The sequence below is a fragment of the Mycobacterium hippophais genome (assembly GCF_027529605.1).
Lineage (GTDB): Bacteria > Actinomycetota > Actinomycetes > Mycobacteriales > Mycobacteriaceae > Mycobacterium > Mycobacterium arseniciresistens.
On record NZ_JAPZPY010000016.1, the window covers coordinates 115771 to 137328 of the forward strand.

General features: G+C 68.2%; 27 protein-coding genes and 3 tRNA genes. 15 read left to right on the forward strand and 15 right to left on the reverse strand.

Features of this window, described 5'->3' with window-relative positions; all coding sequences use genetic code 11:
* Window positions 1-54: 54 nt before the first annotated feature.
* Complete coding sequence (locus O6P37_RS25945) at window positions 55-453, forward strand: PPOX class F420-dependent oxidoreductase (RefSeq protein ID WP_269896787.1); 399 nt, start codon at window positions 55-57, stop codon at window positions 451-453.
* A 33-nt stretch (window positions 454-486) separates the two neighbouring features.
* Here O6P37_RS25945 and O6P37_RS25950 read toward each other — a convergent pair whose 3' ends face one another.
* Entirely contained in the window at window positions 487-1074 is a 588-nt protein-coding gene (locus O6P37_RS25950; RefSeq protein ID WP_269896788.1) for a TetR/AcrR family transcriptional regulator, read from the reverse strand.
* A gap of 3 nt (window positions 1075-1077) precedes the next feature.
* Window positions 1078-1773, reverse strand: a complete 696-nt coding sequence (locus tag O6P37_RS25955; RefSeq protein ID WP_269896789.1) for a crotonase/enoyl-CoA hydratase family protein — start codon at window positions 1771-1773, stop codon at window positions 1078-1080.
* A gap of 108 nt (window positions 1774-1881) precedes the next feature.
* On the opposite strand from O6P37_RS25955, the gene O6P37_RS25960 reads away from it, so the two are divergent.
* Window positions 1882-2016 (forward strand): hypothetical protein, encoded by a 135-nt coding sequence (locus O6P37_RS25960; protein WP_269896790.1) that lies wholly within the window; start codon window positions 1882-1884, stop codon window positions 2014-2016.
* 4 nt (window positions 2017-2020) lie between these two features.
* Here O6P37_RS25960 and O6P37_RS25965 read toward each other — a convergent pair whose 3' ends face one another.
* The 3 genes from O6P37_RS25965 to O6P37_RS25975 form a co-directional block, all read right to left on the reverse strand.
* Window positions 2021-2929: a hypothetical protein gene (locus O6P37_RS25965; protein WP_269896791.1), complete on the reverse strand. Its 909-nt coding sequence runs from the start codon at window positions 2927-2929 to the stop codon at window positions 2021-2023.
* A gap of 172 nt (window positions 2930-3101) precedes the next feature.
* Complete coding sequence (locus O6P37_RS25970) at window positions 3102-4142, reverse strand: DUF2235 domain-containing protein (protein WP_269896792.1); 1041 nt, start codon at window positions 4140-4142, stop codon at window positions 3102-3104.
* Between the two features lie 302 nt (window positions 4143-4444).
* A complete protein-coding gene (locus O6P37_RS25975; protein WP_269896793.1) occupies window positions 4445-5158 on the reverse strand; it encodes an MBL fold metallo-hydrolase in 714 nt (237 codons plus the stop codon).
* 128 nt (window positions 5159-5286) lie between these two features.
* Between O6P37_RS25975 and O6P37_RS25980 the strand changes: the two genes are divergently transcribed.
* The 11 genes from O6P37_RS25980 (at window position 5287) to rplA (ending at window position 10054) form a co-directional block, all read left to right on the forward strand.
* Window positions 5287-5359: transfer RNA gene (locus O6P37_RS25980), tRNA-Thr, on the forward strand.
* Between the two features lie 44 nt (window positions 5360-5403).
* A tRNA-Met gene (locus O6P37_RS25985) sits at window positions 5404-5477 on the forward strand.
* Between the two features lie 38 nt (window positions 5478-5515).
* Window positions 5516-5683 (forward strand): 50S ribosomal protein L33, encoded by a 168-nt coding sequence (gene rpmG, locus O6P37_RS25990; RefSeq protein WP_163733413.1) that lies wholly within the window; start codon window positions 5516-5518, stop codon window positions 5681-5683.
* Window positions 5684-5734: 51 nt separating this feature from the next.
* The gene (hadA, locus tag O6P37_RS25995; protein WP_264011692.1) at window positions 5735-6214 is read left to right on the forward strand and encodes a (3R)-hydroxyacyl-ACP dehydratase subunit HadA; all 480 of its coding nucleotides are present in this window, start codon (window positions 5735-5737) and stop codon (window positions 6212-6214) included.
* Entirely contained in the window at window positions 6201-6629 is a 429-nt protein-coding gene (gene hadB, locus O6P37_RS26000) for a (3R)-hydroxyacyl-ACP dehydratase subunit HadB (RefSeq protein ID WP_264011691.1), read from the forward strand. The genes hadA and hadB overlap by 14 nt, the downstream gene beginning before the upstream one ends.
* 13 nt (window positions 6630-6642) lie before the next feature.
* Window positions 6643-7164, forward strand: coding sequence for a (3R)-hydroxyacyl-ACP dehydratase subunit HadC (hadC, locus tag O6P37_RS26005; RefSeq protein WP_269896794.1), 522 nt, complete (start codon window positions 6643-6645; stop codon window positions 7162-7164).
* Window positions 7165-7321: 157 nt separating this feature from the next.
* Window positions 7322-7394, forward strand: a tRNA-Trp gene (locus O6P37_RS26010).
* A gap of 76 nt (window positions 7395-7470) precedes the next feature.
* Entirely contained in the window at window positions 7471-7938 is a 468-nt protein-coding gene (gene secE, locus O6P37_RS26015) for a preprotein translocase subunit SecE (protein WP_269896795.1), read from the forward strand.
* A gap of 127 nt (window positions 7939-8065) precedes the next feature.
* Window positions 8066-8809, forward strand: coding sequence for a transcription termination/antitermination protein NusG (gene nusG / locus O6P37_RS26020; protein WP_264011725.1), 744 nt, complete (start codon window positions 8066-8068; stop codon window positions 8807-8809).
* A 36-nt stretch (window positions 8810-8845) separates the two neighbouring features.
* Window positions 8846-9274 (forward strand): 50S ribosomal protein L11, encoded by a 429-nt coding sequence (rplK, locus tag O6P37_RS26025; RefSeq protein WP_269896796.1) that lies wholly within the window; start codon window positions 8846-8848, stop codon window positions 9272-9274.
* Window positions 9275-9346: 72 nt separating this feature from the next.
* Window positions 9347-10054, forward strand: a complete 708-nt coding sequence (rplA, locus tag O6P37_RS26030; protein WP_269896797.1) for a 50S ribosomal protein L1 — start codon at window positions 9347-9349, stop codon at window positions 10052-10054.
* Between the two features lie 109 nt (window positions 10055-10163).
* On the opposite strand, the gene O6P37_RS26035 is transcribed toward rplA, so the two are convergent.
* The 8 genes from O6P37_RS26035 to O6P37_RS26070 all read right to left on the reverse strand — a co-directional run bounded on the left by O6P37_RS26035 (window position 10164) and on the right by O6P37_RS26070 (window position 18666).
* Window positions 10164-11051 (reverse strand): UTP--glucose-1-phosphate uridylyltransferase, encoded by an 888-nt coding sequence (locus O6P37_RS26035; protein ID WP_269896798.1) that lies wholly within the window; start codon window positions 11049-11051, stop codon window positions 10164-10166.
* Between the two features lie 71 nt (window positions 11052-11122).
* Entirely contained in the window at window positions 11123-12337 is a 1215-nt protein-coding gene (locus O6P37_RS26040; protein WP_269896799.1) for an RNA polymerase sigma factor, read from the reverse strand.
* Window positions 12338-12343: 6 nt separating this feature from the next.
* Window positions 12344-13045 carry a YciI family protein gene (locus tag O6P37_RS26045; protein ID WP_269896800.1) on the reverse strand — a complete coding sequence of 234 codons (702 nt, stop codon included), beginning with the start codon at window positions 13043-13045 and terminating at the stop codon, window positions 12344-12346.
* 140 nt (window positions 13046-13185) lie between these two features.
* Window positions 13186-14082, reverse strand: coding sequence for a cyclopropane mycolic acid synthase family methyltransferase (locus O6P37_RS26050; protein WP_269896801.1), 897 nt, complete (start codon window positions 14080-14082; stop codon window positions 13186-13188).
* 188 nt (window positions 14083-14270) lie between these two features.
* Entirely contained in the window at window positions 14271-15140 is an 870-nt protein-coding gene (locus tag O6P37_RS26055; RefSeq protein WP_269896802.1) for a cyclopropane mycolic acid synthase family methyltransferase, read from the reverse strand.
* Between the two features lie 129 nt (window positions 15141-15269).
* Window positions 15270-16118, reverse strand: a complete 849-nt coding sequence (locus O6P37_RS26060; protein ID WP_269896816.1) for an alpha/beta fold hydrolase — start codon at window positions 16116-16118, stop codon at window positions 15270-15272.
* A 122-nt stretch (window positions 16119-16240) separates the two neighbouring features.
* Window positions 16241-17605 carry an ABC1 kinase family protein gene (locus O6P37_RS26065; protein ID WP_269896803.1) on the reverse strand — a complete coding sequence of 455 codons (1365 nt, stop codon included), beginning with the start codon at window positions 17603-17605 and terminating at the stop codon, window positions 16241-16243.
* Between the two features lie 59 nt (window positions 17606-17664).
* Complete coding sequence (locus O6P37_RS26070) at window positions 17665-18666, reverse strand: oxygenase MpaB family protein (protein WP_269896817.1); 1002 nt, start codon at window positions 18664-18666, stop codon at window positions 17665-17667.
* Window positions 18667-18759: 93 nt separating this feature from the next.
* Here O6P37_RS26070 and O6P37_RS26075 point away from each other — a divergent pair, with 93 nt between their 5' ends.
* Window positions 18760-19359 carry a TetR/AcrR family transcriptional regulator gene (locus tag O6P37_RS26075; RefSeq protein WP_269896804.1) on the forward strand — a complete coding sequence of 200 codons (600 nt, stop codon included), beginning with the start codon at window positions 18760-18762 and terminating at the stop codon, window positions 19357-19359.
* Between the two features lie 3 nt (window positions 19360-19362).
* On the opposite strand, the gene O6P37_RS26080 is transcribed toward O6P37_RS26075, so the two are convergent.
* The gene (locus tag O6P37_RS26080) at window positions 19363-19965 is read right to left on the reverse strand and encodes a DinB family protein (protein ID WP_269896805.1); all 603 of its coding nucleotides are present in this window, start codon (window positions 19963-19965) and stop codon (window positions 19363-19365) included.
* Between the two features lie 4 nt (window positions 19966-19969).
* Window positions 19970-20509 (reverse strand): DinB family protein, encoded by a 540-nt coding sequence (locus O6P37_RS26085; RefSeq protein ID WP_269896806.1) that lies wholly within the window; start codon window positions 20507-20509, stop codon window positions 19970-19972.
* 62 nt (window positions 20510-20571) lie between these two features.
* On the opposite strand from O6P37_RS26085, the gene O6P37_RS26090 reads away from it, so the two are divergent.
* The gene (locus O6P37_RS26090; RefSeq protein WP_269896807.1) at window positions 20572-21552 is read left to right on the forward strand and encodes a helix-turn-helix transcriptional regulator; all 981 of its coding nucleotides are present in this window, start codon (window positions 20572-20574) and stop codon (window positions 21550-21552) included.
* The last annotated feature ends 6 nt before the right edge of the window (window positions 21553-21558 follow it).

The following is a 21558-nucleotide window of genomic DNA, read 5'->3' on the forward strand; positions in this document are numbered from 1 at the left end:
GCGCGCAGTCGCGACGGCGAGGGCCTCTCATCCTGCGCACCTACGATGGCCGCCATGGCCGCTCAGCACCTCGACCGCCTCGGCGCGGAGAAGTTCGTCTCGCTGACGACGTTCAAGCGCAACGGGGACGCGGTGGCGACAGCGCTGTGGCTCGTCACCGACGGCGGACAGCTGGTGTTCTGGACCCCTGCCGACTCGTGGAAGATCAAGCGGCTGCGGCGCGACGCCCGCGTCACCATGGCGGCCTGCAGCCGGAGCGGCAAGGTCAGCCCGGGCGAACAGACCGTCGCCGGACGCGGCGAGGTGGTCGAGGACGCCGCCGAGGTCCGGCGCGTCGAAGGCCTGTTCCGGCGCAAGTACGGGCTCGGGTACCGCGTGGTGACGGGGATCGAGCGGCTGGTCCGGCGTGGTCACACCCGGCGGGCGCTGATCCGGGTGACCGCCGACGGCTGACGCGTCAGCGCGAGCGTGCGCGACGGAAATGAGCTAGACCGCGAAGCCGGCCAGCAGCGAGCGCACCCCCAGCCGCCACCGCCGTTCGATCGACGGCGCCGGACCGAGCCAGCGGCCGGCCTCCTGGACGGCGAGGCCCTGCGCGAGGGCGAGCAGCACGTGCGCGATGTCGGTCGGGTCGCCGGCGAGCAATCCGGCGTCGACTGCGCGCTGGATCCGGCCGACGAACTCGTGGCGCACCGACGCGCCCGCGGCGAGTTCGTCGGGCCCTGGCTCGAAGTCGGCGAACGGCCGGGAGAACATCACCTGCGCCAGCCGCGGATAGGCCCGGCAGAACAGCCGGAACACCGGCACCAGCCGCTCGATGTCGGCCAGCGGTTCGACGCTCGGCGGTACCTTCGCCAGTTCGGCGCCCAGCACGCGGAAGCCTTCGAAGAACATCGCCCGGACGAGTCCCGCCTTGTCCGTGAAGAGTTCGTACACCGCGGGCACCGACGTGCCTGCGCGTTCGGCGACGCGGCGGGTGGTGAACCGCGTGAAGCCCTCCTCGTTCAGCGTCGCGACGGCGACCGCGAGCAGGTGGTCACGCAGTTCGGGCGTGCGCTGCTTCGCCCTCGGCATTGCTCACCCGCCGAACTCGGCGGCCAACCCGTCGATACCGGCCCGGACCGCGGCGAGCGCGTCCTCGCGGGCCTTGAGCTTGCTGGCCAGGTGGGCCTTCAGGTGCAGCGTCGCGGCCGCCTCGGTCGCGACCTCGTTGGCGCGGGGCAGTACCTGGTCCTGCTCGACGATCTCGTCGAGCCAGCCGCCGGCGATCGCGGCGTCGCCGGTGAAGGTCGCGGCCATCGAGATGCCACGCTGGAAGGCCGCGCGGGTCAACCGCAGCCGCATCAGTTCGATCGCCGCGATCGGCAGCACCATGCCGATCGCCACCTCGTTGGCCTGGCATCGCGTGCGCGGTGATCCGATCCGGTGGTCGCCGGACAGCAGCAGGAACGAGCCCATCGCGATGGCCGGCCCGGTCGCGGCCATGATCACCGGCTTGGGGAACGTGAGGCAGCGCACCGCCAGCTCGAAGCCGCCCGCCAGCATGTCGAGCGCGGCCTGCGCGTCGCCGGATGCGAACACGGCGAGGTCGAAGCCGCCGCTGAACAGCTTGTGGTTGCCCGCGAGCACGACCGCCTTCGAGTCGTCCTGCTCGGCGCGGTCGAACGCCTCGTTCAGGTTCTGCTGCATCGCCGGAGACAGCACGTTCGCCTTGCCGTCGTCCATGACGATCGTCGACACCGAATCGCTGAGGTCGTAGTTCACGGTAGTCATCGGACGCATGTTACGTAACGATGTTACGAAAGGCCAGGGCGCCCTGACCTCAGGTGAGGTAGTTCCTTACGCGTGGCGGTCGAGGCTCGCGTCCATAGCGTCCGAAATATGCGAACACACCGGAAACGCAGTCAGGCCGAGGCGGCCGAGCGCGAGATGACCAAGCGCCGCAACCCGCGTAGCCGGCGAGGAGTGCCGCCGCTGAGCCTCTGGGAAGTCGGCATCGGCGCCGTCTGGAAGTAGCCGGCTACCCGCCGTTGCGATGGTGGCGACCGGCCGCATCGCGCGCGGGCACCATCACGCCGTCATGCGCGCCGTTGTGTGCTCGTGCCCTGTCGTGCACGGCCGCGCCGTCCCGGTCGATCCACGGGAAATCCAGCACCGTGGTCTCGTCGAGCTGCTTGTTGCGCCACCGGTCCTGGTTCTCCTCCGCGGCGCGGTTGACGCGTTCGATCTCGGCGCGCAGCACGTCGGCCCTGGTTTCCTTCGACGCGTGATGCAGATAGTTGAGCACGCTGCGCAGCAGTTCGAGCTTCTGCCGTTCCTGGCGGGCCAGGTCGTGCGTCGTCATCAATTCCAGTCGCGGGACCGGCTGCAGCGTCGCCCAGTCCAGCACCACCCGGTTCTGGAATTCGCGTCTGCGGCGCCAGGCGCGGCCCTTGTCGGCGCCCTCCGGCCGCGCGCGGTCGTGGTAGGTCACCACACCGTCGAAGCGCGAGCGGATCGAGCCGCCGAACTCCGCCCGGTCTCGCGCGGAGTCCCACACCGTTCGCCATTCCTGACCGGGGGCGAGCACCGTCAGTTCGCTGGGCAGCTGCAGTTCGACGATCTCCGGCAGCGACTCGTCGTAGCGTTCCTCGTACTTGGCGACGGTGGGCGGGTGGGTGAACTCGAACCGGACCTCGTGGGCGGCGGTCTGGCCGAAGTTGCGCACTACGAGTTCGATGATGTGCCAGTCGGCGGGGTGCTGCTCCATGAACACCGCGACATGGGGCCTGACCTGGTCGGCCTTGCGCTGGTGGTGCTGCCGGAGCTGACGGTGCAGGTAGACGAGAGCGACGATGCCGAGCACCAGTGCGGCCCACGCGGCGATGGTCAGCCAGCCCGCGGACCCGAGACCGGTGAGGTCCCGCCAACGGTTCTCAATCCATTCCACCGTGCCCCCAGGTGTTCGTCATCGACGCCCCGGACGATACAGCTTCGCTGCCACCAACACAGCAACCGGTCAGACCGTTGCTGAACGACGGCCGAGAGTCATGATCACGTTACCCCGGCAGGGACCCGGATGTGCGGTTTGTCCATCCGGCGACCGCCGGTCCACGGCCGGCTCAGGCGGTCAGGAGTTCGGCGTCGACCGGCTCCGATGCCGCGGCCTTCGCCTGTGCGGCGGCCGGCGCCGCCATCGGCACGAGCCGTTCACCGCGCGCCAGCCACTCGCGATCCGCCCATGCGAGGCGTGCGGGCAGGCGGCGCCAGTACTGCGGATGCGATCGCAGGTAGACCTCGACGCTGGCGTGCACGGCCGCATCCAGCGGCACCCGCCGCAGCGAGAGCATGTGTGCGCTGCCCGCCAGAGGATCGGCGACGCAGGGCGCCGGCACGCGGTGGCGTCCGCCGTCCCGTACCGCCAGGCCGGCGTGCACAGCGCCGTCGAGCACCCAGTCGAGCGCGATGTCGGCCAGCGGCCAGCAGGCGCCCTGCACGCCCGCGACGTCGCAGTGCGCGCCGCGGAACCACACCTCGTCGACCCCGGGCGAGTCGATGCGCTCGCCCGACAGTCCACCGTCGATCGCGACGGCGTGCCTGCCGTCGGCCACGTTGGTCAGTGGACCCGTCGTCGCTGCCACGCCCGGCACCCGGACCATGTCGAAGAGCCCGACGAAGCGCACCGGGACCGCGACCTCCGAACCGCCGGCGAGCCCGGCGGCCAGCGCGCGCACCCGCTGCCATTCCTCGCCGGTGCGCCGGGTGCGCGGCAGCGCGAAGGCGGCCAGCAGGTAGTCGAGCAGGTCCTCGTGATGGTCCTCGGGCAGGCCGAGCACGTCCAGCAGCCGGACGAGTTCGCGGGCGCACGACGCGCCGCGGCCCGCGCCGAAGAGATAGATGTCGTCGCCGGGTTCGTGGGTGCCTGCCAGGAACTCGTAGGCCTCGACGACAGTTGCCCGGGCCTGCTCGGCGACGTTCCGGCGCCGTTGCCGGGGGCTCAGCCGCTCACCGATGCGCGTCGACGCGGCGACGGTGCCCGGGTGGTACCAGTTGAGCTGGCCGCTCGTGGCGTCGAGCAGCCGGAACAGCGCCCGGGCGTTGCTGGCGTCACGCAGCTGCAGCTGCTCCTGAGCATGGTCGAAGCAGAGCACGATGTTCTTCACGTCGATCCCCCGGACCTAGCGTCTTCGTTGCAGACAAATAGTTTGCCCCGGTCCGGCACGCCGTGTCACGTGTATTGCACTACTTCTTCGCTTTCATCTACGGATTCTTGCGATGACAAGTCACTCGACCACGGTATCCACGGCGGATTCCGGGAAATCTCGCGAAATCGAGGTCCGCTCAGCGTCGTTGCGAGCGCAGGCACTGGACGGCCGCGACGGTCCCGCGGAGTTCGCTGTCGAATCCGTTCGGCATCGATGCGCGATGCCGGGTAGGGGCGCCGACCGGCGACCCCGGATCGGCGTCAGCCGCCCATCAGCATGCGCCACTGGTCGAGGTTGCTCGCCCGGTAGACGTAGTTGCTCCGCTTGACGTCCGACAGTGGCGCGCTGGGCTCCTCCGAGTACCAGTGGCCGGGGAACACGACGGGGTCACCGGACAGTCCGGCCAGCGCCTGCAGGCTGCGGAACATGTCGTCGGCGTTGCCGCCGGGGAAGTCGGTGCGGCCACAGCCGTCGAGGAACAACGTGTCGCCGGCCACCAGGCGGCCGTCGAGCAGGAAGCACTGGCTGCCCGGTGTGTGGCCGGGGGTGTGCAGCAGTTCGATCTCGATGGCGCCGACGCCCACCCTGTCGCCGTGCTCGTGCGCGGTGAGGTCCGACATCGGGATGCCGGTGACGCGCGAGACCCAGTCCGCCTCGTGGGTGTTGACGTGCACCGGGACGCTGACCCGTTCCATCAGTTCGGCCAGGCCCTTGAGCGTGAAGCCCATCATCGTGCCGCCGACATGGTCGGGGTGGTGGTGGGTGACCAGCACCCCGGACAGGTGCATACCGTCGGCCTCGAGCGCGTCGACCAGGTCGCCGGCGGCGTACGCGGGGTCGACGACCACGCAGTCACCGGTCTCACGGTCACCGATCAGGTAGGCGAAGTTGCGCATCTGCGTCGCGATCATGTCGCCCTCGGCGAAGTCACGCCCGGACAGCAGCTGGCGGAAGTAGAGCCGGTCGGATCCCATCGTCCAAGATTAGGGTGGCTGGAAAGCCGACCTCACGACGGGCGGTGACCAGCGGTTTGGCGACGACGCGGGCCAGACTGTACTCTCTTTAAGGCCCGCGGCACGACGCTGTTCACTGCCGGGGACAGGCCCCCTTAGCTCAGTCGGTAGAGCGTTTCCATGGTAAGGAAAAGGTCAACGGTTCGATTCCGTTAGGGGGCTCGGTGGACACCGGGCGAGCCAGACAGTCGACCGGTTCGCCGGATGGCGGTGTAGCTCAGCTGGTTAGAGCGCACGACTCATAATCGTGAGGTCGGGGGATCGAGCCCCCCCACCGCTACAAGCAAGTACGAGACGTTTCGACGAAGGACAACTGACGTGGCCTCAAGTACCGACGTACGGCCCAAGATCACCTTGGCCTGCGAGGTGTGCAAGCACCGCAACTACATCACGAAGAAGAACCGCCGCAACGATCCCGATCGGCTGGAGATCAAGAAGTTCTGCCCGAACTGTGGCACCCACCGTGCACACAAGGAATCGCGCTGACCGATTCACTGATTCGTCATCGGTGAGTCGCACTAGGTAGGTTCAATACTCGTGTCTTTCTTGGACGACTACGTCGGAACCCATTTCCGGTACCCCGACTCCTATGTGGTCGGCCGGGAGAAGATCCGCGAGTACGCCGTCGCCGTCAAGAACGAGGACCCCGCCTTCTTCGACGAGAAGGCCGCCGCGGACCTCGGCCACGACACGTTGCCTGCGCCGCTGACCTTCATCTCGGTGTTCGGCTACCAGGCGCAGTCGGCCATGTTCGCCGCCGCGGGAATCGGCATCACCGACGCCCAGATCGTCCAGGTCGACCAGGTGCTCAAGTTCGTCAGGCCCATCATGGCCGGCGACACGCTCTACTGCGACGTGTACATCGACTCGATCCGCAAAGCGCACGGCACCGACATCATCACCACCAGGAACATCATCACCAACGACAACGGTGACATCGTTCAGGAGAGCTACACCACCCTGGCGGGGCGTAGCGAAGAAGACGGAGAGAGTGGCTTCAGCAATGGCACTGCGTGAGTTCAGTTCGGTCAGCGTCGGCGATCAACTCCCGGAGAAGGTGATCCCGCTGACCCGCGGGGACCTCGTCAACTACGCCGGCGTGTCCGGTGACCTGAACCCGATCCACTGGGACGACGAGATCGCCAAGCAGGTCGGGCTGGACGTCGCGATCGCGCACGGCATGCTGACGATGGGCCTTGGCGGCGGCTACGTCACCTCGTGGGTCGGCGACCCCGCGGCCGTCAAGGAGTACAACGTGCGGTTCACCGCCGTGGTGCCGGTACCCAACGACGGCAAGGGCGCCGAGATCACCTTCAGTGGGCGGGTGAAATCCGTTGAGCCCGAGTCGAAGTCGGTGACCATCGCACTCTCGGCCACGTCCGGCGGCAAGAAGATCTTCGGCCGCGCCATCGCCACGGCGACGCTGGCGTAGGCGGTAGGTGGTCATGGCACTCAAACAGGACATCCGCGGAGTGATCTGGGAGTACCCGGACACCTTCGTCGTCGGCCGCGAGCAGATCCGGCAGTACGCCAGCGCCGTGAAGGCCGACGACCCGGCCTCGCTCGATGAGGCCGCGGCCGCCGAGCTCGGCCACGACGCGCTGATCGCGCCGCCGACCTTCATGTCGATCTTCGCGGTGATGATCCAGCGGCACTTCTTCCAGAACAACGACCTCGGCATGGAGACCATGCAGATCGTCCAGGTGGACCAGAAGTTCCTGTTCCACCGGCCGATCGTGGCCGGCGACGCGTTGCGCGGGAAGTTGTACGTCGTATCGGTGGACGAGCGCTTCGGCGCCGACATCGTCACCACCCGCAACGTGCTGACCGACCCCACCGGCGCGGTGGTCCAGGAGTCGTTCACCACCCTGATGGGTCACGAGGGCGACAACTCGATCTCGGTGAAGTGGGATCCGGAGACCGGGCAGGTGGTTCGCACGGCCGACGCCGAGCCGGCAGCGGATTAGTAAGTGCGACGGGCGGCACGCTACACTCGGACTTCGGGGTTTTCCCAGTCCAGCGCGCTGTCCGTCGGTATCAGATCGACCGAACGGGGAGCGCGCAAATTGTGTGAGCCCCGCAGGTCAGGACGGTGATGACGACGTCAACCCTGTCGTCGCCTGAAGGGGCGTAGCTCAACTGGCAGAGCAGCGGTCTCCAAAACCGCAGGTTGCAGGTTCAAGTCCTGTCGCCCCTGCTCAACTGAATACTCGACAAGTGTGGACACTGGTAGGTGTGCACCCCGATGACAACCCGGACAAGAGGAGCGAGCGGTGAGCGACGAGCGCGACAGTGCCGGCTCCCCTGACGACGGCGCAGGCGCCGGCTCGGACGCCGGCACCGACAGCGGGAAGAGCGCAGACACCCGCGGCCAGACTGCGGTGGCCACCAGGCCGCTGCGGCCCACCGGGAAGCGTTCACGGCGACCGGTCGGCGACGTCGACGGCGCCGAAACCGCTCCGGAGACCGACGCCGGCGACCTCAAGGACGGCAACGGCCCCGGCAAGAAGACCGTCAGGAAGAAGAAGGAACCGGGTGGCTCACGCAACCCCTTCCTCTACGTCCTGAACTACCTGAAGCAGGTCGTCGCCGAGCTGCGCAAGGTCATCTGGCCGAATCGCAAGCAGATGGTCAGCTACACCTCGGTGGTGCTGGTCTTCCTGGTGTTCATGGTCGCGCTGATCTCCGGTGCGGACTACGGCCTCGGCCGGCTGATCGGACTGGTGTTCGGCGCCGACTGACCGGGCCGCGCGCCGGCACGAAGAACTGAAGTACGAGAGAGGAAAGACAACCGTGACGAGCTTCGAAGGCGATACGCCCTCGGCTGTGTCCGAGGCGCGCGTCGAAGCTGCGGACCCGGCGACCGTGATCGCAGATGAGGCCGCGGAGTCTCTCGAGCAGACCACCGCCGCCGAGGCTGTAGAGGACACGACCGCCGAAGAGGTTCCCGCCGCCGAGGAAGCCGCGCCCGCGGAGCCCGAGGAGGACGAGGACCCGGCCGTCGCGCTGAAGAAGGAACTGCGGCTGCAGCCGGGCGACTGGTACGTCATCCACTCCTACGCCGGCTACGAGAACAAGGTGAAGGCCAACCTCGAGACGCGCGTGCAGAACCTCGACGTCGGCGATTACATCTTTCAGGTCGAGGTGCCCACCGAAGAGGTCACCGAGATCAAGAACGGCCAGCGCAAGCAGGTCAACCGCAAGGTGCTACCGGGCTACATCCTGGTGCGCATGGAGCTCAACGACGAGTCGTGGGGCGCGGTGCGCAACACCCCCGGTGTCACCGGCTTCGTCGGCGCCACCTCGCGGCCCTCGCCGCTGTCGCTCAACGACGTGGTCAAGTTCCTGCTGCCGCCCGCCGCGGCCAAGAAGCCCGGCAAGGCCACCGCAGGTGCGGGTGCGTCCTCGTCGGAGGCAACGATGGAGCGGCCCGAGATCCTGGTCGACTTCGAGGTCGGCGAATCGGTCACCGTGATGGACGGCCCCTTCGCGACGCTGCCCGCGTCGATCAGCGAGGTCAACGCCGAACAGCAGAAGCTCAAGGTGCTGGTGTCCATCTTCGGCCGTGAGACACCCGTCGAACTGACCTTCACCCAGGTCGCCAAGATCTAAGAACCACACAGAAGAGAAGAAAAGGACAGCACAGTCATGCCCAAGAAGAAGAAGGTCACTGGGCTGATCAAGCTGCAGATCCAGGCCGGGCAGGCCAACCCCGCCCCGCCCGTCGGTCCTGCGCTCGGCCAGCACGGCGTCAACATCATGGAGTTCTGCAAGGCGTACAACGCCGCGACGGAGAGCCAGCGCGGCAACGTCATCCCCGTGGAGATCACCGTCTACGAGGACCGCAGCTTCACGTTCGCGCTGAAGACCCCTCCCGCCGCCAAGCTGCTGCTCAAGGCCGCCGGTGTGCAGAAGGGCTCGGCCGAGCCGCACAAGACCAAGGTCGCCAAGGTGACCTGGGATCAGGTGCGCGAGATCGCCGAGACGAAGAAGGCCGACCTCAACGCCAACGACGTCGACCAGGCCGCCAAGATCATCGCCGGCACCGCCCGGTCGATGGGAATCACCGTCGAATAATTCGACGCAAGGAAAGCGTGGGAGAGCTGGCATCGGCTCGTGAACCACGACCTCTGAATCAAGGAGACATCAATGAGCAAGAACAGCAAGGCATACCGCGAAGCCGCGGAGAAGATCGACCGCGAGAAGCTGTATTCGCCGATCGAGGCCGCGAAGCTGGCCAAGGAGACGTCGTCGAAGAAGCAGGACGCCACCGTCGAGGTGGCCATCCGGCTGGGCGTCGACCCGCGTAAGGCCGACCAGATGGTGCGCGGCACCGTCAACCTGCCGCACGGCACCGGCAAGACCGCCCGCGTCGCGGTGTTCGCGGTCGGCGAGAAGGCCGAGCAGGCCATCGCCGCCGGCGCCGACGTGGTGGGCAGCGACGACCTGATCGAGAAGATCCAGGGCGGCTTCCTCGACTTCGACGCGGCGATCGCCACGCCCGACCAGATGGCCAAGGTCGGCCGCATCGCCCGCGTGCTCGGCCCGCGTGGTCTGATGCCCAACCCCAAGACCGGCACGGTGACCCCCGACGTCACCAAGGCCGTGCAGGACATCAAGGGCGGCAAGATCAACTTCCGCGTCGACAAGCAGGCGAACCTGCACTTCGTCATCGGCAAGGCGTCCTTCGACGAGAAGTCGCTGGCCGAGAACTACGGCGCCGCGCTCGACGAGATCCTGCGCGCCAAGCCGTCGGCGTCCAAGGGCCGCTACCTGAGGAAGATCGTCGTCTCGACGACGACCGGACCCGGCATCCTGGTCGACCCGGGCGTCACCCGCAACTTCGCGGAGGCGTAGGCGCCAGCCGGAGCCGACCATCGGCCCGGAGGCGTAGGCCCACTCGCGAGCAGGCCCCCGCAAGCGGGGGGTACCTCCCGCTTGCGGGGGCCTGCTCGGCAGAGAACCGTCAGTTGTCTTCGGCGAGCCCGCGTAGCAGCGGCCCATAGGTCGGGTGCGCGAGCGCGGAGGCGAATTGCGCCACCAGGTAGTCGCCCGGGTTGCCGGTGTCGTACCAGCTGCCCTGGATGACCTGCCCGTAGACCGCGCGGTCCTTGGCGTAGGCGTTGATCGCGTCGGTCAGGTAGACCTCGCCGGTCCGGTGCTCGTACCAGCGCTTGGTCTGCTGGCGCAGTTCGTCGATGACGCCGGGAGTGACGACGTACCCGCCGATGGCGGCGTACTCCGACGGCGCATCCTCGGGTTTGGGCTTCTCGACCAGGCCGGTGATCCGCAGCAGGCCGTCATCGAGGTCCTCTTTGACGATCGGCACGCCGTAGCGCTGGGAATCCTCGGCGGCCATCGGCAGCAACGCCAGCACCGGGCACGACGTCTGCGCGTAGGCCCGCATCAGCTGCTGGGCGCGCGGCACCTCGGCGACGAACACGTCGTCGGGCCACAGCACCAGAATCGGCTCGTCGCCGAACGCGCGCGCGGCGTTGAGCACGGGGGTGCCGTTGCCGTAGGGCCCGTGCTGGTCGAGGTAGGTGATGTGGCCGGCGGCCGACAGCTGCCCGACCTCCTCGACGGCGTCGGCGTAGGCGGTCTTGCCGTCGTTGCGCAACTGCTCCACCAGCGCCGGGTTGGGCCGGAAATGGTCCTGGATCAACGACTTCCCGCCCGACACCACGATGGTGATGTCGGTGATACCGGAACTGACGAGTTCGCGGACCGTGTGCTCGATGACCGGCTTGTCGCCGACGGGCAACATCTCCTTGGGGATCGCCTTGGTCAGCGGAAGCAGCCGGGACCCGAGACCGGCGGCGGGGATCACCGCCTTGCGGATGGTGCTGCCCATGTTTCTCCTTCTAGATCGCGTGCTGCCTTCATACCGTCTGTCACCCCGGCGTGCTGGTCAAGCCGAGAACGTCAGCCGCCGCACTCGGCGACGCGGCGGCGCAGGAAGGCCCGTGCCGGCTCGGAGCCGTTCGCGGCGAGCGCGGCGCGGTACCAGTGCAGGGCCTCGTCGGTCCGCCCGCACCGGCGCAGCAGGTCGGCGCGGATCACGGCGTGGGTGTTCGACCGGGTCCACCGGGGATCGGCAGCCACCGCGTCCAGTTCGGCGAGACCCGCGGCGAAGCCGTCCCGGAAGCCGATGGCCAGCGCGCGGTTGGCCCGCACCACCGGTGAGTCACCGACGGCGAGCAACCGGTCGTAGGCCGTGCAGATCGTCACCCAGTCGGTCTGCTCCCACGTCGGCGCCGTCGCGTGCAGTCCGGCGATCACCGCCTGCGGCAGATACTGCCCGCCGGATCCGGCCGCGCGGCGCAGCCGCTCCAACCCCGCCGCGATCTGGCCGCGGTCCCACCGGCTGCGGTCCTGCTCCTCCAGGGGCACCAGCGCGCCCGCCGCGTCCACCCGGGTGCGGCGGCGCGAATCGTGCAGCAGCGTCAGCGCGGCCAGCGCCTGGGCGTCGCGCTCGGCGGGCATCAGGTCGCACACCTCGGCAGCCAGGCGGACACCCTCACCGCAGAGCTCGTCCCGGATCGCCGACGGCCCCGCCGTCGACCAGTAGCCCTCGGTGAACACCGAGTAGATGCAGCTCAGTACGTGCGGGGTGCGCTCGGCCAGCAGCTCGGCAGGGGGCACCCGCAGCGGGATGTTGGCGCTGCGAATCTTGTTCTTGGCACGCGTGATTCGCTGACCGACGGCGGCCTCGGACTGCAACAGGGCGCGGGCGATCTCGGCGACCGTGAGGCCCGAGATCAGCCGCAGCGTCAGCGCCAGTTGCGACAGCCGGTCCAGCGCCGGGTGCGCACAGGTGAACATCATCCGCAGTTCGTCGTCGCGCACCCGGTGCGCAGGCGCGTCCGTCCGGGCGTTCATCTCATCGACCACCGCGGCGAACTCCTTCCCCGAACGGGCCGATTCGCGGCGGAGCCGGTCCAGCACCCGGTTGCGGGCCACGGTGGTCAGCCACGCCCCGGCGTTGTCGGGCAGGCCGTCGCCCGGCCACCTCCGCAGCGCCTCGGCGCAGGCCTCCTGGACGGCGTCCTCGGCGATGCCGAGGTCTCCCGACCACCGCGCGAGCGCGGCGACGGCAGGGCCCCATTCCCGCCGGAAGACGCCGTCCAGGTCGGTCATGCAGTGTCAGAGGTCGGAGACGCCGACCAGGCGGTGCAGATGGACGGTGGTGGCGGGGATCATCGAAGCGATCTTGACGGCCTCATCGCGGTCGGTGGCCCGCAGCAGGTAGAACCCGCTGGCCACCTCGGCGCCCTCGGCGTACGGACCGTCGGTCAGCAGCACCTGGCCGTCGCGCACCCGCACCGTGGTCGCCGTGCTCGGCGGGTGCAGCGGCGCCCCACCGAGGATGTGCTGACCGGCGTTCCGCCCGAATTCCGCGTGCCGGCACTCGCCGCTCTCCCACTCCTCGGTGCCGGGCGTGCACGGCTGGTCCGCCGGTTCCAGCAGCAGCGCGAACCAGTCGCTGCCGATGCGCTCGGTGGGCGCCTCCCAGCCCACCATCGGCCACACCTCCACGGCGCCCTGCTGGCAGGCCGGGATCCGGCGGGCGATGCCCAGCGCATCGTCGAGGTTGTCGGCTTCGAACACGTAGTAGCCGCCGGCCACCTCCGCGCCCTCGGCGAACGGACCGTCGGTCACCACCGGGTGATCGGGTCCGCCGGTGATGTGGACCGTGGCGGCCGATCCGGCGAGCGCGTCGCCCGCCTTGATCGCCGCACCGGCGCTCGCGTGGAAATCGGTGTAGGCGCCCATGATGGCGGCCTGGGTCTCGGCGTCGGGCTCCTCGGTGGCCTCTGGTCCCAGCAGCAGGGTGAAGTAGTGCATCGGTGACGACCTTCCCGGTAGCGAGTGCAACCCTTCTGGTTCCACTCTCTACTGTGTCGACGAACGCCCGCGCCGGGATCCGACACATCACGCAAAAATCCCCCGACATCGGTCGGGGGATTTCGCGGTGACGGGCCGGGTCAGGCCACGGCGCCGGGCTTGAGGTAGGTCACCAGGCTGACGTCGATGCTCTCGTCGACGAAGTAGTACTGCGCGCCGCGCAGATACTTCATGTAGCGGTGGTAGTTCTCCTCGTCGGTCGCCGCGATGGCCTCGTCCTTGTGCTGCTCCAGCTTGGCGGCCCAGATGCCGAGCGTCTTGATGTAGTGGTTGCGCAGCGACAGCGCCTCGGGAACGACGAAGCCGGCCTTCTCGCCGTGCTCGATCATCATCGGGGTGCTCGGAAGCCGGCCGCCCGGGAAGATCTCGGTGAGGATGAACTTCACGTAGCGGGCCAGCTCGAAGGTCAGTTTCTTCCCACGGGCCTGCAGGTCGTCGGGGTGGTAGCCGACGCTGCTCTGGATCGTCATCCGGCCGTCGTCGGGCATGATGTCGAAGCACGTCTTGAAGTAGTCGTCATAGCGCTCGAACCCGAAGTGCTCGAACGCCTCGATCGACACGATGCGGTCGACCGGGCTGTGGAACTGCTCCCAGCCCTGCAGGCGGACGTCGAAGGTCCGGTTGGTGTCGAGCTTGCCCAGCAGCTGGTCGCAGTAGGCCTGCTGGTTCTTGCTCAGGGTCAGGCCGATGACGTTGACGTCGTACTTCTCCATCGCCCGCTGCAGCGTCAGCCCCCAGCCGCAGCCCACCTCCAGCAGCGTCATTCCCGGCTTGAGGTCCAGCCGGTCGAGGTGCTGGTCGACGTTGTTGATCTGCGCCTCGGACAGCGACACCTCGGGACCCGTGAAGTACGCGCAGCTGTACTTGCGTGTGGGGTCCTGGAAGACGCCGAAGAAGTCGTCGGACAGGTCGTAGTGGGCCTGGATGTCCTCGAAGTGCGGCCGCAACTCTGTATCGGTATTCGTGTTCTCAGGCATGGTTCGTGCGTGGCCTTCCTCGCGACAGGTCGTCTGCATTGCTCCCGCGTCGGTCGCGTTGTGACCGCACGCTACTCCCGATTCTGGGCGTCGACTGGCGAACCTACAGCGTGTCGCACACCCGGCGACGACCCGGTGTCTGGAGCCGCCGACCAGCTAGCAATCAGGAGTTTGCTGGATGTTTGAGATCACTTCTCCAACGTGAACTGGCAAACGTCGGTGTAACCCTTCCGGAACGCGTCCGCGCAGCCGGTGAGGTAGTGCATGTAGCGGTCGTAGACCTCTTCGGACTGGATCGCGATCGCCTCGTCCCGGTGGGCCTGCAGCGCGTCGGCCCAGCAGTCCAGCGTCCTGGCGTAGTGCGGCTGCAGCGACTGGGTGCGGGTCAGGTTGAAGCCGGCCTTCTGGCCGTGCTCGCCCACGAGTTCGATGGTCGGCAGGTAACCGCCGGGGAAGATCTCGGTGAGGATGAACTTGATGAACCGGGCGACCGAGAAGGTCAGCGGGATCTTACGTTCCACCATCTGCGGGATGGTCAGCGCGGTGATCGTGTGCAGCAGCATCACACCGTCGTCGGGCAGCACGCTGTATGCCCTGGTGAAGAAGTCGTCCCAGCGGTCCTTGCCGAAGTGCTCGAATGCGCCTATCGACACGATCCGGTCCACCGGCTGGTCGAAGTCCTCCCAGCCCTGCAGCAGCACCTGCTTGGTACGCGGGCTGTCGGACTCGGCGAAGATCCGCTCGACGTGCGCGTGCTGGTTTTTGCTCAGCGTCAGGCCAATGACGTTGACGTCGTACTTCTCGACGGCGCGCATCATTGTGTAGCCCCAGCCGCAGCCCACGTCGAGCAGCGTCATGCCCGGCTGCAGGCCGAGTTTGCCCAGCGCGAGATCCACCTTGGCGTGCTGGGCCTGCTCGAGCGTCATGTCGTCGCGTTCGAAGTACGCGCAGCTGTACATCTGGCTCGGGTCGAGGAAAAGCCGGAAGAAGTCGTCGGACAGGTCATAGTGCGCCTGGACGTCCTCGAAGTGCGGCTTCAGTTTGCCCGCTGGGGACATGGTGGTGCCTTTCTGGCCGTTCTGGGGTTTGCCGGCGTCGTCGCTGACGGTGCAACAACCCCTTGCACTCGACAGGGAATCGTATCCGATCCGTCCGTCACGGGCCGAATCGAGAAGCGCCGCCGCTGGTCAGGGACCTTCGGCGAAGGTGGTCTTCAACTCGCCCACCACGTCGTCCCACAGTTCTTTCGGGAGCTCGTGGCCCATGCCGTCGAACAGCACCAGGCGGGCACCCGGAATGGCCCGCGCGATGGCCTTGCCGCCGTACGGGCGCATCAGCTTGTCGGCCTTGCCGTGCATGACGACCGTGGGCGCGGTGATCTGCCGGTCGTAGTGGCGCAGGCTGCCGCTGCCGGTGATCGCGTTGAACTGCCGCGCGATGCCCTGCGGGTAGAACGCGCGGTCGTAGAACGCGACGGCGTCGGCGCGCAGATCCTCGTCGGAGGAGCGGTAACCGGGGCTGCCGATGATCTTGCTGACCCGGATCGAGTTCTCGATGATGACGTCGCGCGGGGAGTTCGGCGAGGGGCCCGTGATCACCGCGAGCAGCTGCTGCGGCCCGGGCGGCGGCAGGCACGCCTGATTGTTGCTGGAGAAGATGACGGCCAATGTCCTGGTGCGCTCCGCATGCCGGGCGGCGAAGATCTGCGCGATCATGCCGCCCATCGAGCCGCCCACGATGTGTGCCCGGTCGATGTCCAGGTGGTCCAGGAGCGCCGCGGCATCGTCGGCCATGTCCTCGAGGGTGTAGACCGACGGGCTGCGAAATCCCAGGAACGACCGCACCATGTTGCCGACCTGCGAACCCTTGGTCCGCCGGCCGTCGAGGTGGCTGGACAGCCCGACGTCGCGGTTGTCGAACCGGATCACCCGCAGACCCTGGTCGACGAGCTTCTGGCAGAACCCCTCGCGCCAGAAGATCAGCTGCGCGCCCAGGCCCATGATCAGCAGGACGGCGGGATCGTTCGGGTCACCCATGTCCTCGTAATAGATCTCCAGCTCACCTGAGCCGATCCCCGAGTCGGCCCCCTGCCCTTCGGGCGGGAGGTACCCCCGTCGCTCCTGCCCGCCGACAGCAGCCTTACCGGAACGAATCTCCACTACGCCTCGACCTCTTCTGCCTTCTCTTTGTGCTCGCGGCTGATGTCGACCATGAAGTTGGCGAAATACCCGGTCAGCTGCGGGTCGCTCATCATCTGCCACTTCGGTGCGAGCAGCTTCATGTAGCGCTCGACGTAGAGGAACTGCTTGCCGATCAGCACCAGCTCACGGGGCAGTTTCACGTCGTAGGCGTCGGCCAGCGTCGACAGCTGCTTGCCGATCTCCGCGTAGCTCATGTCGCCGAGCGACTTCATGGTCAGCGGCGTGGCGAACTTCTCCAGGTCCTTGGCGGCCTCCGCCTCGGGCTTCATGGTGCCGACGGCGCCCATCAGCACGACGATCTTGCCCGCGGCGGCATGGTCCTTGGTGACCAGCAGCGCGTAGACGAGCTCGCGCAGCAGCCAGCGGGTCCGCGGGTCGATGCGGCCCATGATGCCGAAATCGAGGAACACGATCTTGCCGTCGTCGTCGACGAAGAGATTGCCTGCGTGCAGGTCCCCGTGAAACAGCCCGTGCTTGAGGCCGCCCTCGAAGAGGCTGAACATCAGGGCCTTGACCAGCTCGGTGCCGTCGAAGCCCTTCTTGCGGATCGCCGCGGCGTCGTCGATGCGCACGCCGGTGACGCGTTCCATGGTCAGCACCCGCTCGCTGGTGAGGTCCCAGTACACCTGGGGCACCCGGATGTTCTCGCCCAGCGGCGAGGCGTGCATGTGCGACACCCACGCGTCCATCGACTGCGCCTCCAGCCGGAAGTCGAGCTCCTCGGCGAGGTTGTCGGCGAAGTCGGCGACGACGTCCTGGGCGCTGAGCCGCTGACCGAGCTTGGCGAACTCGACCAGGCGGGCGCCGCGCTTGAGGATCTGCAGGTCGGCGGCGACGCGACGGCGGATGCCGGGCCGCTGGACCTTGACGACGACCTCCTCGCCGGTGTGCAGCGTGGCGTAGTGCACCTGGGCGATCGAGGCCGAGGCGAACGGGGTGGTGTCGAAGGACTTGAAAAGCGTGGCCGGGTCGCCGCCGAGTTCCTCGCGCAGCAGCGTGGCCACCTGTTCGGCGTTCGCCGGGGGCACCCGGTCGAGCAGGCTGCGGAACTCCCGGGACAGCGGTTCGCCGAACGCGCCGGGGCTCGACGCGATGATCTGGCCGAACTTGACGTAGGTGGGCCCGAGGTCGGCGAACGTCTGAGGAATCTGCTTGACGATCTTCTCCTGCAGGGAACCGCGACCCGCCAGCTTGCCGACGACGCGTGCGCCGGTGCGGGTGATCTGCCAACCGGTGACGCCGACACGGGCGGCCTCCATGGGCAGCGGCACCCGGTCCAGCTTGGCGACCTCGCGGTGCTGGGTCTTTCGCGTGACACTCATAACGGCCAGTGTCTCAAAATCAACGGGCAGGCGAAAAAGCGTGTGCAGCGGGTCACAGCTCAGGCGAAGGTGCGCTCGACCTCGGCGCGGCTGCGCAGCGGGTCGCTGCCCGGCACGTAGGCCGGCTCGGTGTGCGGCGCCAGCGCGGGATCGACGCCGCGGGCGACCCGTTCCTGTGCCTGCGCGAACTCCGGCGCCTGGCCTGCGGCGGTGTGCAGGCCGTTGATCACCGTCCACACCATGGCACGCCGCGCGGCGCGTTCGACGGGGTGCGGGTCGCGGTGCTGGATCAGCTCCTTCCCCCACCGCGGCATGGTGTCGCGCACCGCCCAGTTCAGCGCGCTCTGCGGCATCGGCAGGTTCGGGCCGGTGGCCAGTGCCGTGCCGTGGGTGACCGCGAGCCGGGGCAGGTATGACTTCAGGCAGTCGAGTGTCTCGGCCTTGGTCGACGGCAGGTCGGTGCCGCCGAGTGCGTGGCCGACGCGCACGAATTCGCCGTAGTAGCGATCGATCTTCCTGCCGCGCAACGGGTTCGGGTGGTAGAGCTCGTGGGCGGTGGCGATGCCCCAGGCCACGGTGGCGTAGTTCCAGCGCAGCCAGTCGGGGTCGTCGGCGTCATAGGCGAGACCGTCGGGCCGGACCCCCTTGATCGTGTGGTGCATGGATCGCACGGTGGTGGCGAGCCGTTCTGCGGTGCCGGTGGAGCCGTAGGCGGTGCCGATGAAGAAGGCCACCGAGTGGCCGAGCCGCACCGAGGCGCCCTTCGGGTCGATCTCGGGGCGCGCCACCCCGTCGGCGTCGCGCTTCACCAGCCGGGAGTGGTGCATCCCCATCCAGTAGATCGACGGGTCGAGCCGCTCCATGTACGCGGCGCACTGCAGGCCGAAGATCATCGCCTCGAGGTGCGAGTGCACGTGCCACACCGCGCTGCTAGGACCGAACCAGCCGGGATCGCCCGTCGGTCCGGCGAACTCCATTCCGCGGAAGAAGTGCCTGCGGACGTCCTGGTTGAACTGGCGCTTGAGCCGGTTCTCGACGATCTGTTGGGGCAGCAGGTCCATGGTCGGCCCTCCGAGTCTGGTCACGTGTGTGACCAGAATAGCCTCTGGGCACAGTTGTGACCAGATTCGCCCGATCGGTCGTACGCTGGTCCGATGTCGAGCCCCACCCGCTGGGCCGGTGTGCCGCTGACCGACCGGCGCGCCGAGCGTCGCGGCCTGTTGATCGACGCGGCGTTCCGGCTGTTCGGCGACGGCGGTGAGGCGGCCGTGTCGGTGCGCTCGGTGTGCCGCGAGTGCGGGCTGAACACCCGCTACTTCTACGAGAGCTTCGCCGACGTCGACGACCTGCTCGGCGCGGTGTACGACAAGGTGAGCGACCTACTCACCGCCGACGTCGAGGCCGCGATGGCGCGCGCCGGTGACTCGCTGCGCGACCGCACCCGCGCCGGCATCGCCGCGGTGCTGGGTTTCGGTTCGGCCGACCCGCGCCGCGGCCGGGTGCTGTTCACCGACGCGCGGGCCAACCCGGTACTAGCCGCCCGCCGGGAGGCGGCCGTCGACCTGCTCCTGGAACTGGTGCTCACCGAGGGCTGGCGGCTGCAACCCGGCACCGACCCGGTGGCCGCGCGGGTCGGCGCGGCGATGTACACCGGGGCGATGGCCGAACTCGCCCAGCAGTGGCTGACCGGCCGCCTCGGCGACGACCTCGACGCCGTGGTGGACCAGGCGCTGCGCCTGGTCCTCGACCGGTAGGGATCAGGCCACCGTCGGCGGGCGCCACCGCGGCGCCCAGTCGGTCTCCGGCCACAACTCACGAGCGGCCATCAACTCGTACATCGTTGCGCCGTCTACCGATTCGCGGATGATGTCGGCGTGGCCCGCGTGCCGGGAGAGCTCCTCGATGAGGTGCATCGCCGCCCAGCGCACCGACCAGTGATCGATGTCCTTCGGGAACCACGGGATGCCACGCGGGACGGGCACGAGGGTGTCGAGATCCTTCTCCCCGAATACCCGCAGGGTCTCGGCGTTCTGGGCCTCCAACGCCTCGAGCAGATCCTTCAGCGTCTCGTCCTCGCGCATCACGTACTGATCCTGGTACTCGGCCATCTGCTCCTCCATCGGACGCGGGTCCGGCGGCGGGAAATCGGGTGCGTGAGCGGCCCGTTCGGTCCAGCCCTTCTGCACCCCGGCGGCGTGTTTGACCAGCCCGCCGATCGACAGCGCACTGGCCGACGGCGTGGCGCGGGCCTGCTCGTCGGTCAGGCCGTACGCCGAGGACAGGAAGGCGTTCTGCTGGAACGCGAGGAACTCGATCAGACCCTGACGTTCGTCGGCGACGGGCGGCGGCATTCCGGGCATCGGCTCAGGCCTCTTTCTTGTTGGTGGAGTGTGCGTAAAGATCTCGGATGCAGGCGATCTCGGCTCCGTGGTGGATGACCTCCCGGTTGATGTGCAGCACCAGTTCCGACATCGAGCGTTCAGCGTAGGGCCCTTCGGCGGGGCCGCACGGCCGGTCGAGACCATCGTCGCCGAGTGTGCGCACGCCGTCGATCCAATTCCGGTAGGCCTCGTCGAGTTGGCGCAGCGCCGTGGCGGCATCGGTGGCGTAGGCCCAGGACTCGTAGTCGGCGGGTGGACCGCCGAAGTGACTGTGGTTGCGCACGGCGAGCACACCGACGATGACATGGGCCAAACGCCAGGCGATCGTGGTGAACGGCTCCGGCTGCGGGGGCGGATAGCTGAAGTCGATGCCGCCGTCGCGGTGCACCGTCCAGCATCCGGGCACCGGCTCCCAGAAGTACTCGTCGTCGGTGAGTCCGTCCAGGCGCGGGCGCAGTGCGGTGGTCCAGTGGTATTCGAGCTGATCGGTCAGGACCGAATTCAGGCCGGTTCGCGTGTCCATGGCACCACCCTCGCAGGGTTATAGGACTGTTTCGGTCCTAAGAGTGCGGCACGATGGTGAACATGGCGGAAACGACGAGCCGGGTGTTGCAGCTGCTCGGCCTGTTGCAGGCCCGGCGGGTGTGGACCGGCGACGAACTCGCCGACCGGCTGGGTGTGACCGCCCGGTGCGTGCGACGCGACATCGACCGCCTGCGGGAGCTGGGCTATCCGGTGCACGCCAGCAAGGGCCACGGCGGCGGCTACCAACTCGGCGCGGGGGCGGCGTTGCCACCGCTGCTGCTCGATCCCGACGAGGCGGTCGCGATGGCGGTCTGTCTGCGGCTGGCCGCGGGCGGAAGTGTCGCCGGTGTCGGCGAGTCGGCGCTCCGCGCGCTGAGCAAGCTGGACCAGGTGATGCCGGCGCGGCTGCGTTCGCAGGTGTCGGCGGTGCACGAGTCGACGGTGACGCTGACGTCGGGTACCTCGGACACCCCGGTGGAGCCCGACGTGCTGATGACACTCGCGCGGGCGTGCCGGGACCGCGAGCACGTCGCCGCCGGTTACGTCGACCGGGCGGGAACCGCCACCTCGCGCAGGCTCGAGCCGTACCAACTGGTCACCACCGGGCGGCGCTGGTATCTGCTCGCCTTCGACCGAGACCGGCAGGACTGGCGCAGTCTGCGGCTGGACCGGATGGCCGACGTCCGCGTGCTCGGCAGCACGTTCACCGCGCGCGATGCACCCGACGCCGCCGACTATGTGCGCCGGGCGATCAGCGCATCGCCCTACCGCTACGTCGCCCACATCCGCTTCGCGGCACCGGAAGAGACTCTGCGGCAACATTTCTCGGACGCCTCGGCGGTCATCGAGGCCGAGGGCCCGAACGCCTGCATCGTCACCGCAGGCGCCGACGATCCCGAGCGCATGGCGGTGTACTTCGCGATGGTGGGCGTCGACTTCGAGGTGCTGGATCCGCCGGAGGTGGTCGAGGCGGCGGTGGTGGTCGCCGACCGGCTGCGTCGCGCGGCCGGCACGCGCGGCCCCACCCGCGAGCAGACATGAAATCGC

Bases quoted from the DNA above. Each gene is read 5' to 3' on its own strand.
- O6P37_RS26065 (WP_269896803.1), bottom strand. From the start codon at position 17,605: ATGAGTGTCACGCGAAAGACCCAGCACCGCGAGGTCGCCAAGCTGGAC.
- O6P37_RS26040 (WP_269896799.1), bottom strand. From the start codon at position 12,337: ATGACCGACCTGGACGGCGTCTTCCGGCGGGAATGGGGCCCTGCCGTC.
- O6P37_RS26070 (WP_269896817.1), bottom strand. From the start codon at position 18,666: ATGGACCTGCTGCCCCAACAGATCGTCGAGAACCGGCTCAAGCGCCAG.
- O6P37_RS25960 (WP_269896790.1), top strand. From the start codon at position 1,882: ATGCGAACACACCGGAAACGCAGTCAGGCCGAGGCGGCCGAGCGCGAG.
- O6P37_RS25975 (WP_269896793.1), bottom strand. From the start codon at position 5,158: ATGGGATCCGACCGGCTCTACTTCCGCCAGCTGCTGTCCGGGCGTGAC.
- O6P37_RS26075 (WP_269896804.1), top strand. From the start codon at position 18,760: ATGTCGAGCCCCACCCGCTGGGCCGGTGTGCCGCTGACCGACCGGCGC.
- O6P37_RS26050 (WP_269896801.1), bottom strand. From the start codon at position 14,082: ATGCCTGAGAACACGAATACCGATACAGAGTTGCGGCCGCACTTCGAG.
- rplA (WP_269896797.1), top strand. From the start codon at position 9,347: ATGAGCAAGAACAGCAAGGCATACCGCGAAGCCGCGGAGAAGATCGAC.
- O6P37_RS26080 (WP_269896805.1), bottom strand. From the start codon at position 19,965: ATGCCCGGAATGCCGCCGCCCGTCGCCGACGAACGTCAGGGTCTGATC.
- O6P37_RS26045 (WP_269896800.1), bottom strand. From the start codon at position 13,045: ATGCACTACTTCACCCTGCTGCTGGGACCAGAGGCCACCGAGGAGCCC.
- hadB (WP_264011691.1), top strand. From the start codon at position 6,201: ATGGCACTGCGTGAGTTCAGTTCGGTCAGCGTCGGCGATCAACTCCCG.
- O6P37_RS25945 (WP_269896787.1), top strand. From the start codon at position 55: ATGGCCGCTCAGCACCTCGACCGCCTCGGCGCGGAGAAGTTCGTCTCG.
- O6P37_RS26060 (WP_269896816.1), bottom strand. From the start codon at position 16,118: ATGGGTGACCCGAACGATCCCGCCGTCCTGCTGATCATGGGCCTGGGC.
- O6P37_RS26035 (WP_269896798.1), bottom strand. From the start codon at position 11,051: ATGGGCAGCACCATCCGCAAGGCGGTGATCCCCGCCGCCGGTCTCGGG.
- O6P37_RS26055 (WP_269896802.1), bottom strand. From the start codon at position 15,140: ATGTCCCCAGCGGGCAAACTGAAGCCGCACTTCGAGGACGTCCAGGCG.
- O6P37_RS26090 (WP_269896807.1), top strand. From the start codon at position 20,572: ATGGCGGAAACGACGAGCCGGGTGTTGCAGCTGCTCGGCCTGTTGCAG.
- O6P37_RS25955 (WP_269896789.1), bottom strand. From the start codon at position 1,773: ATGACTACCGTGAACTACGACCTCAGCGATTCGGTGTCGACGATCGTC.
- hadC (WP_269896794.1), top strand. From the start codon at position 6,643: ATGGCACTCAAACAGGACATCCGCGGAGTGATCTGGGAGTACCCGGAC.
- rplK (WP_269896796.1), top strand. From the start codon at position 8,846: ATGCCCAAGAAGAAGAAGGTCACTGGGCTGATCAAGCTGCAGATCCAG.
- O6P37_RS25950 (WP_269896788.1), bottom strand. From the start codon at position 1,074: ATGCCGAGGGCGAAGCAGCGCACGCCCGAACTGCGTGACCACCTGCTC.
- O6P37_RS26085 (WP_269896806.1), bottom strand. From the start codon at position 20,509: ATGGACACGCGAACCGGCCTGAATTCGGTCCTGACCGATCAGCTCGAA.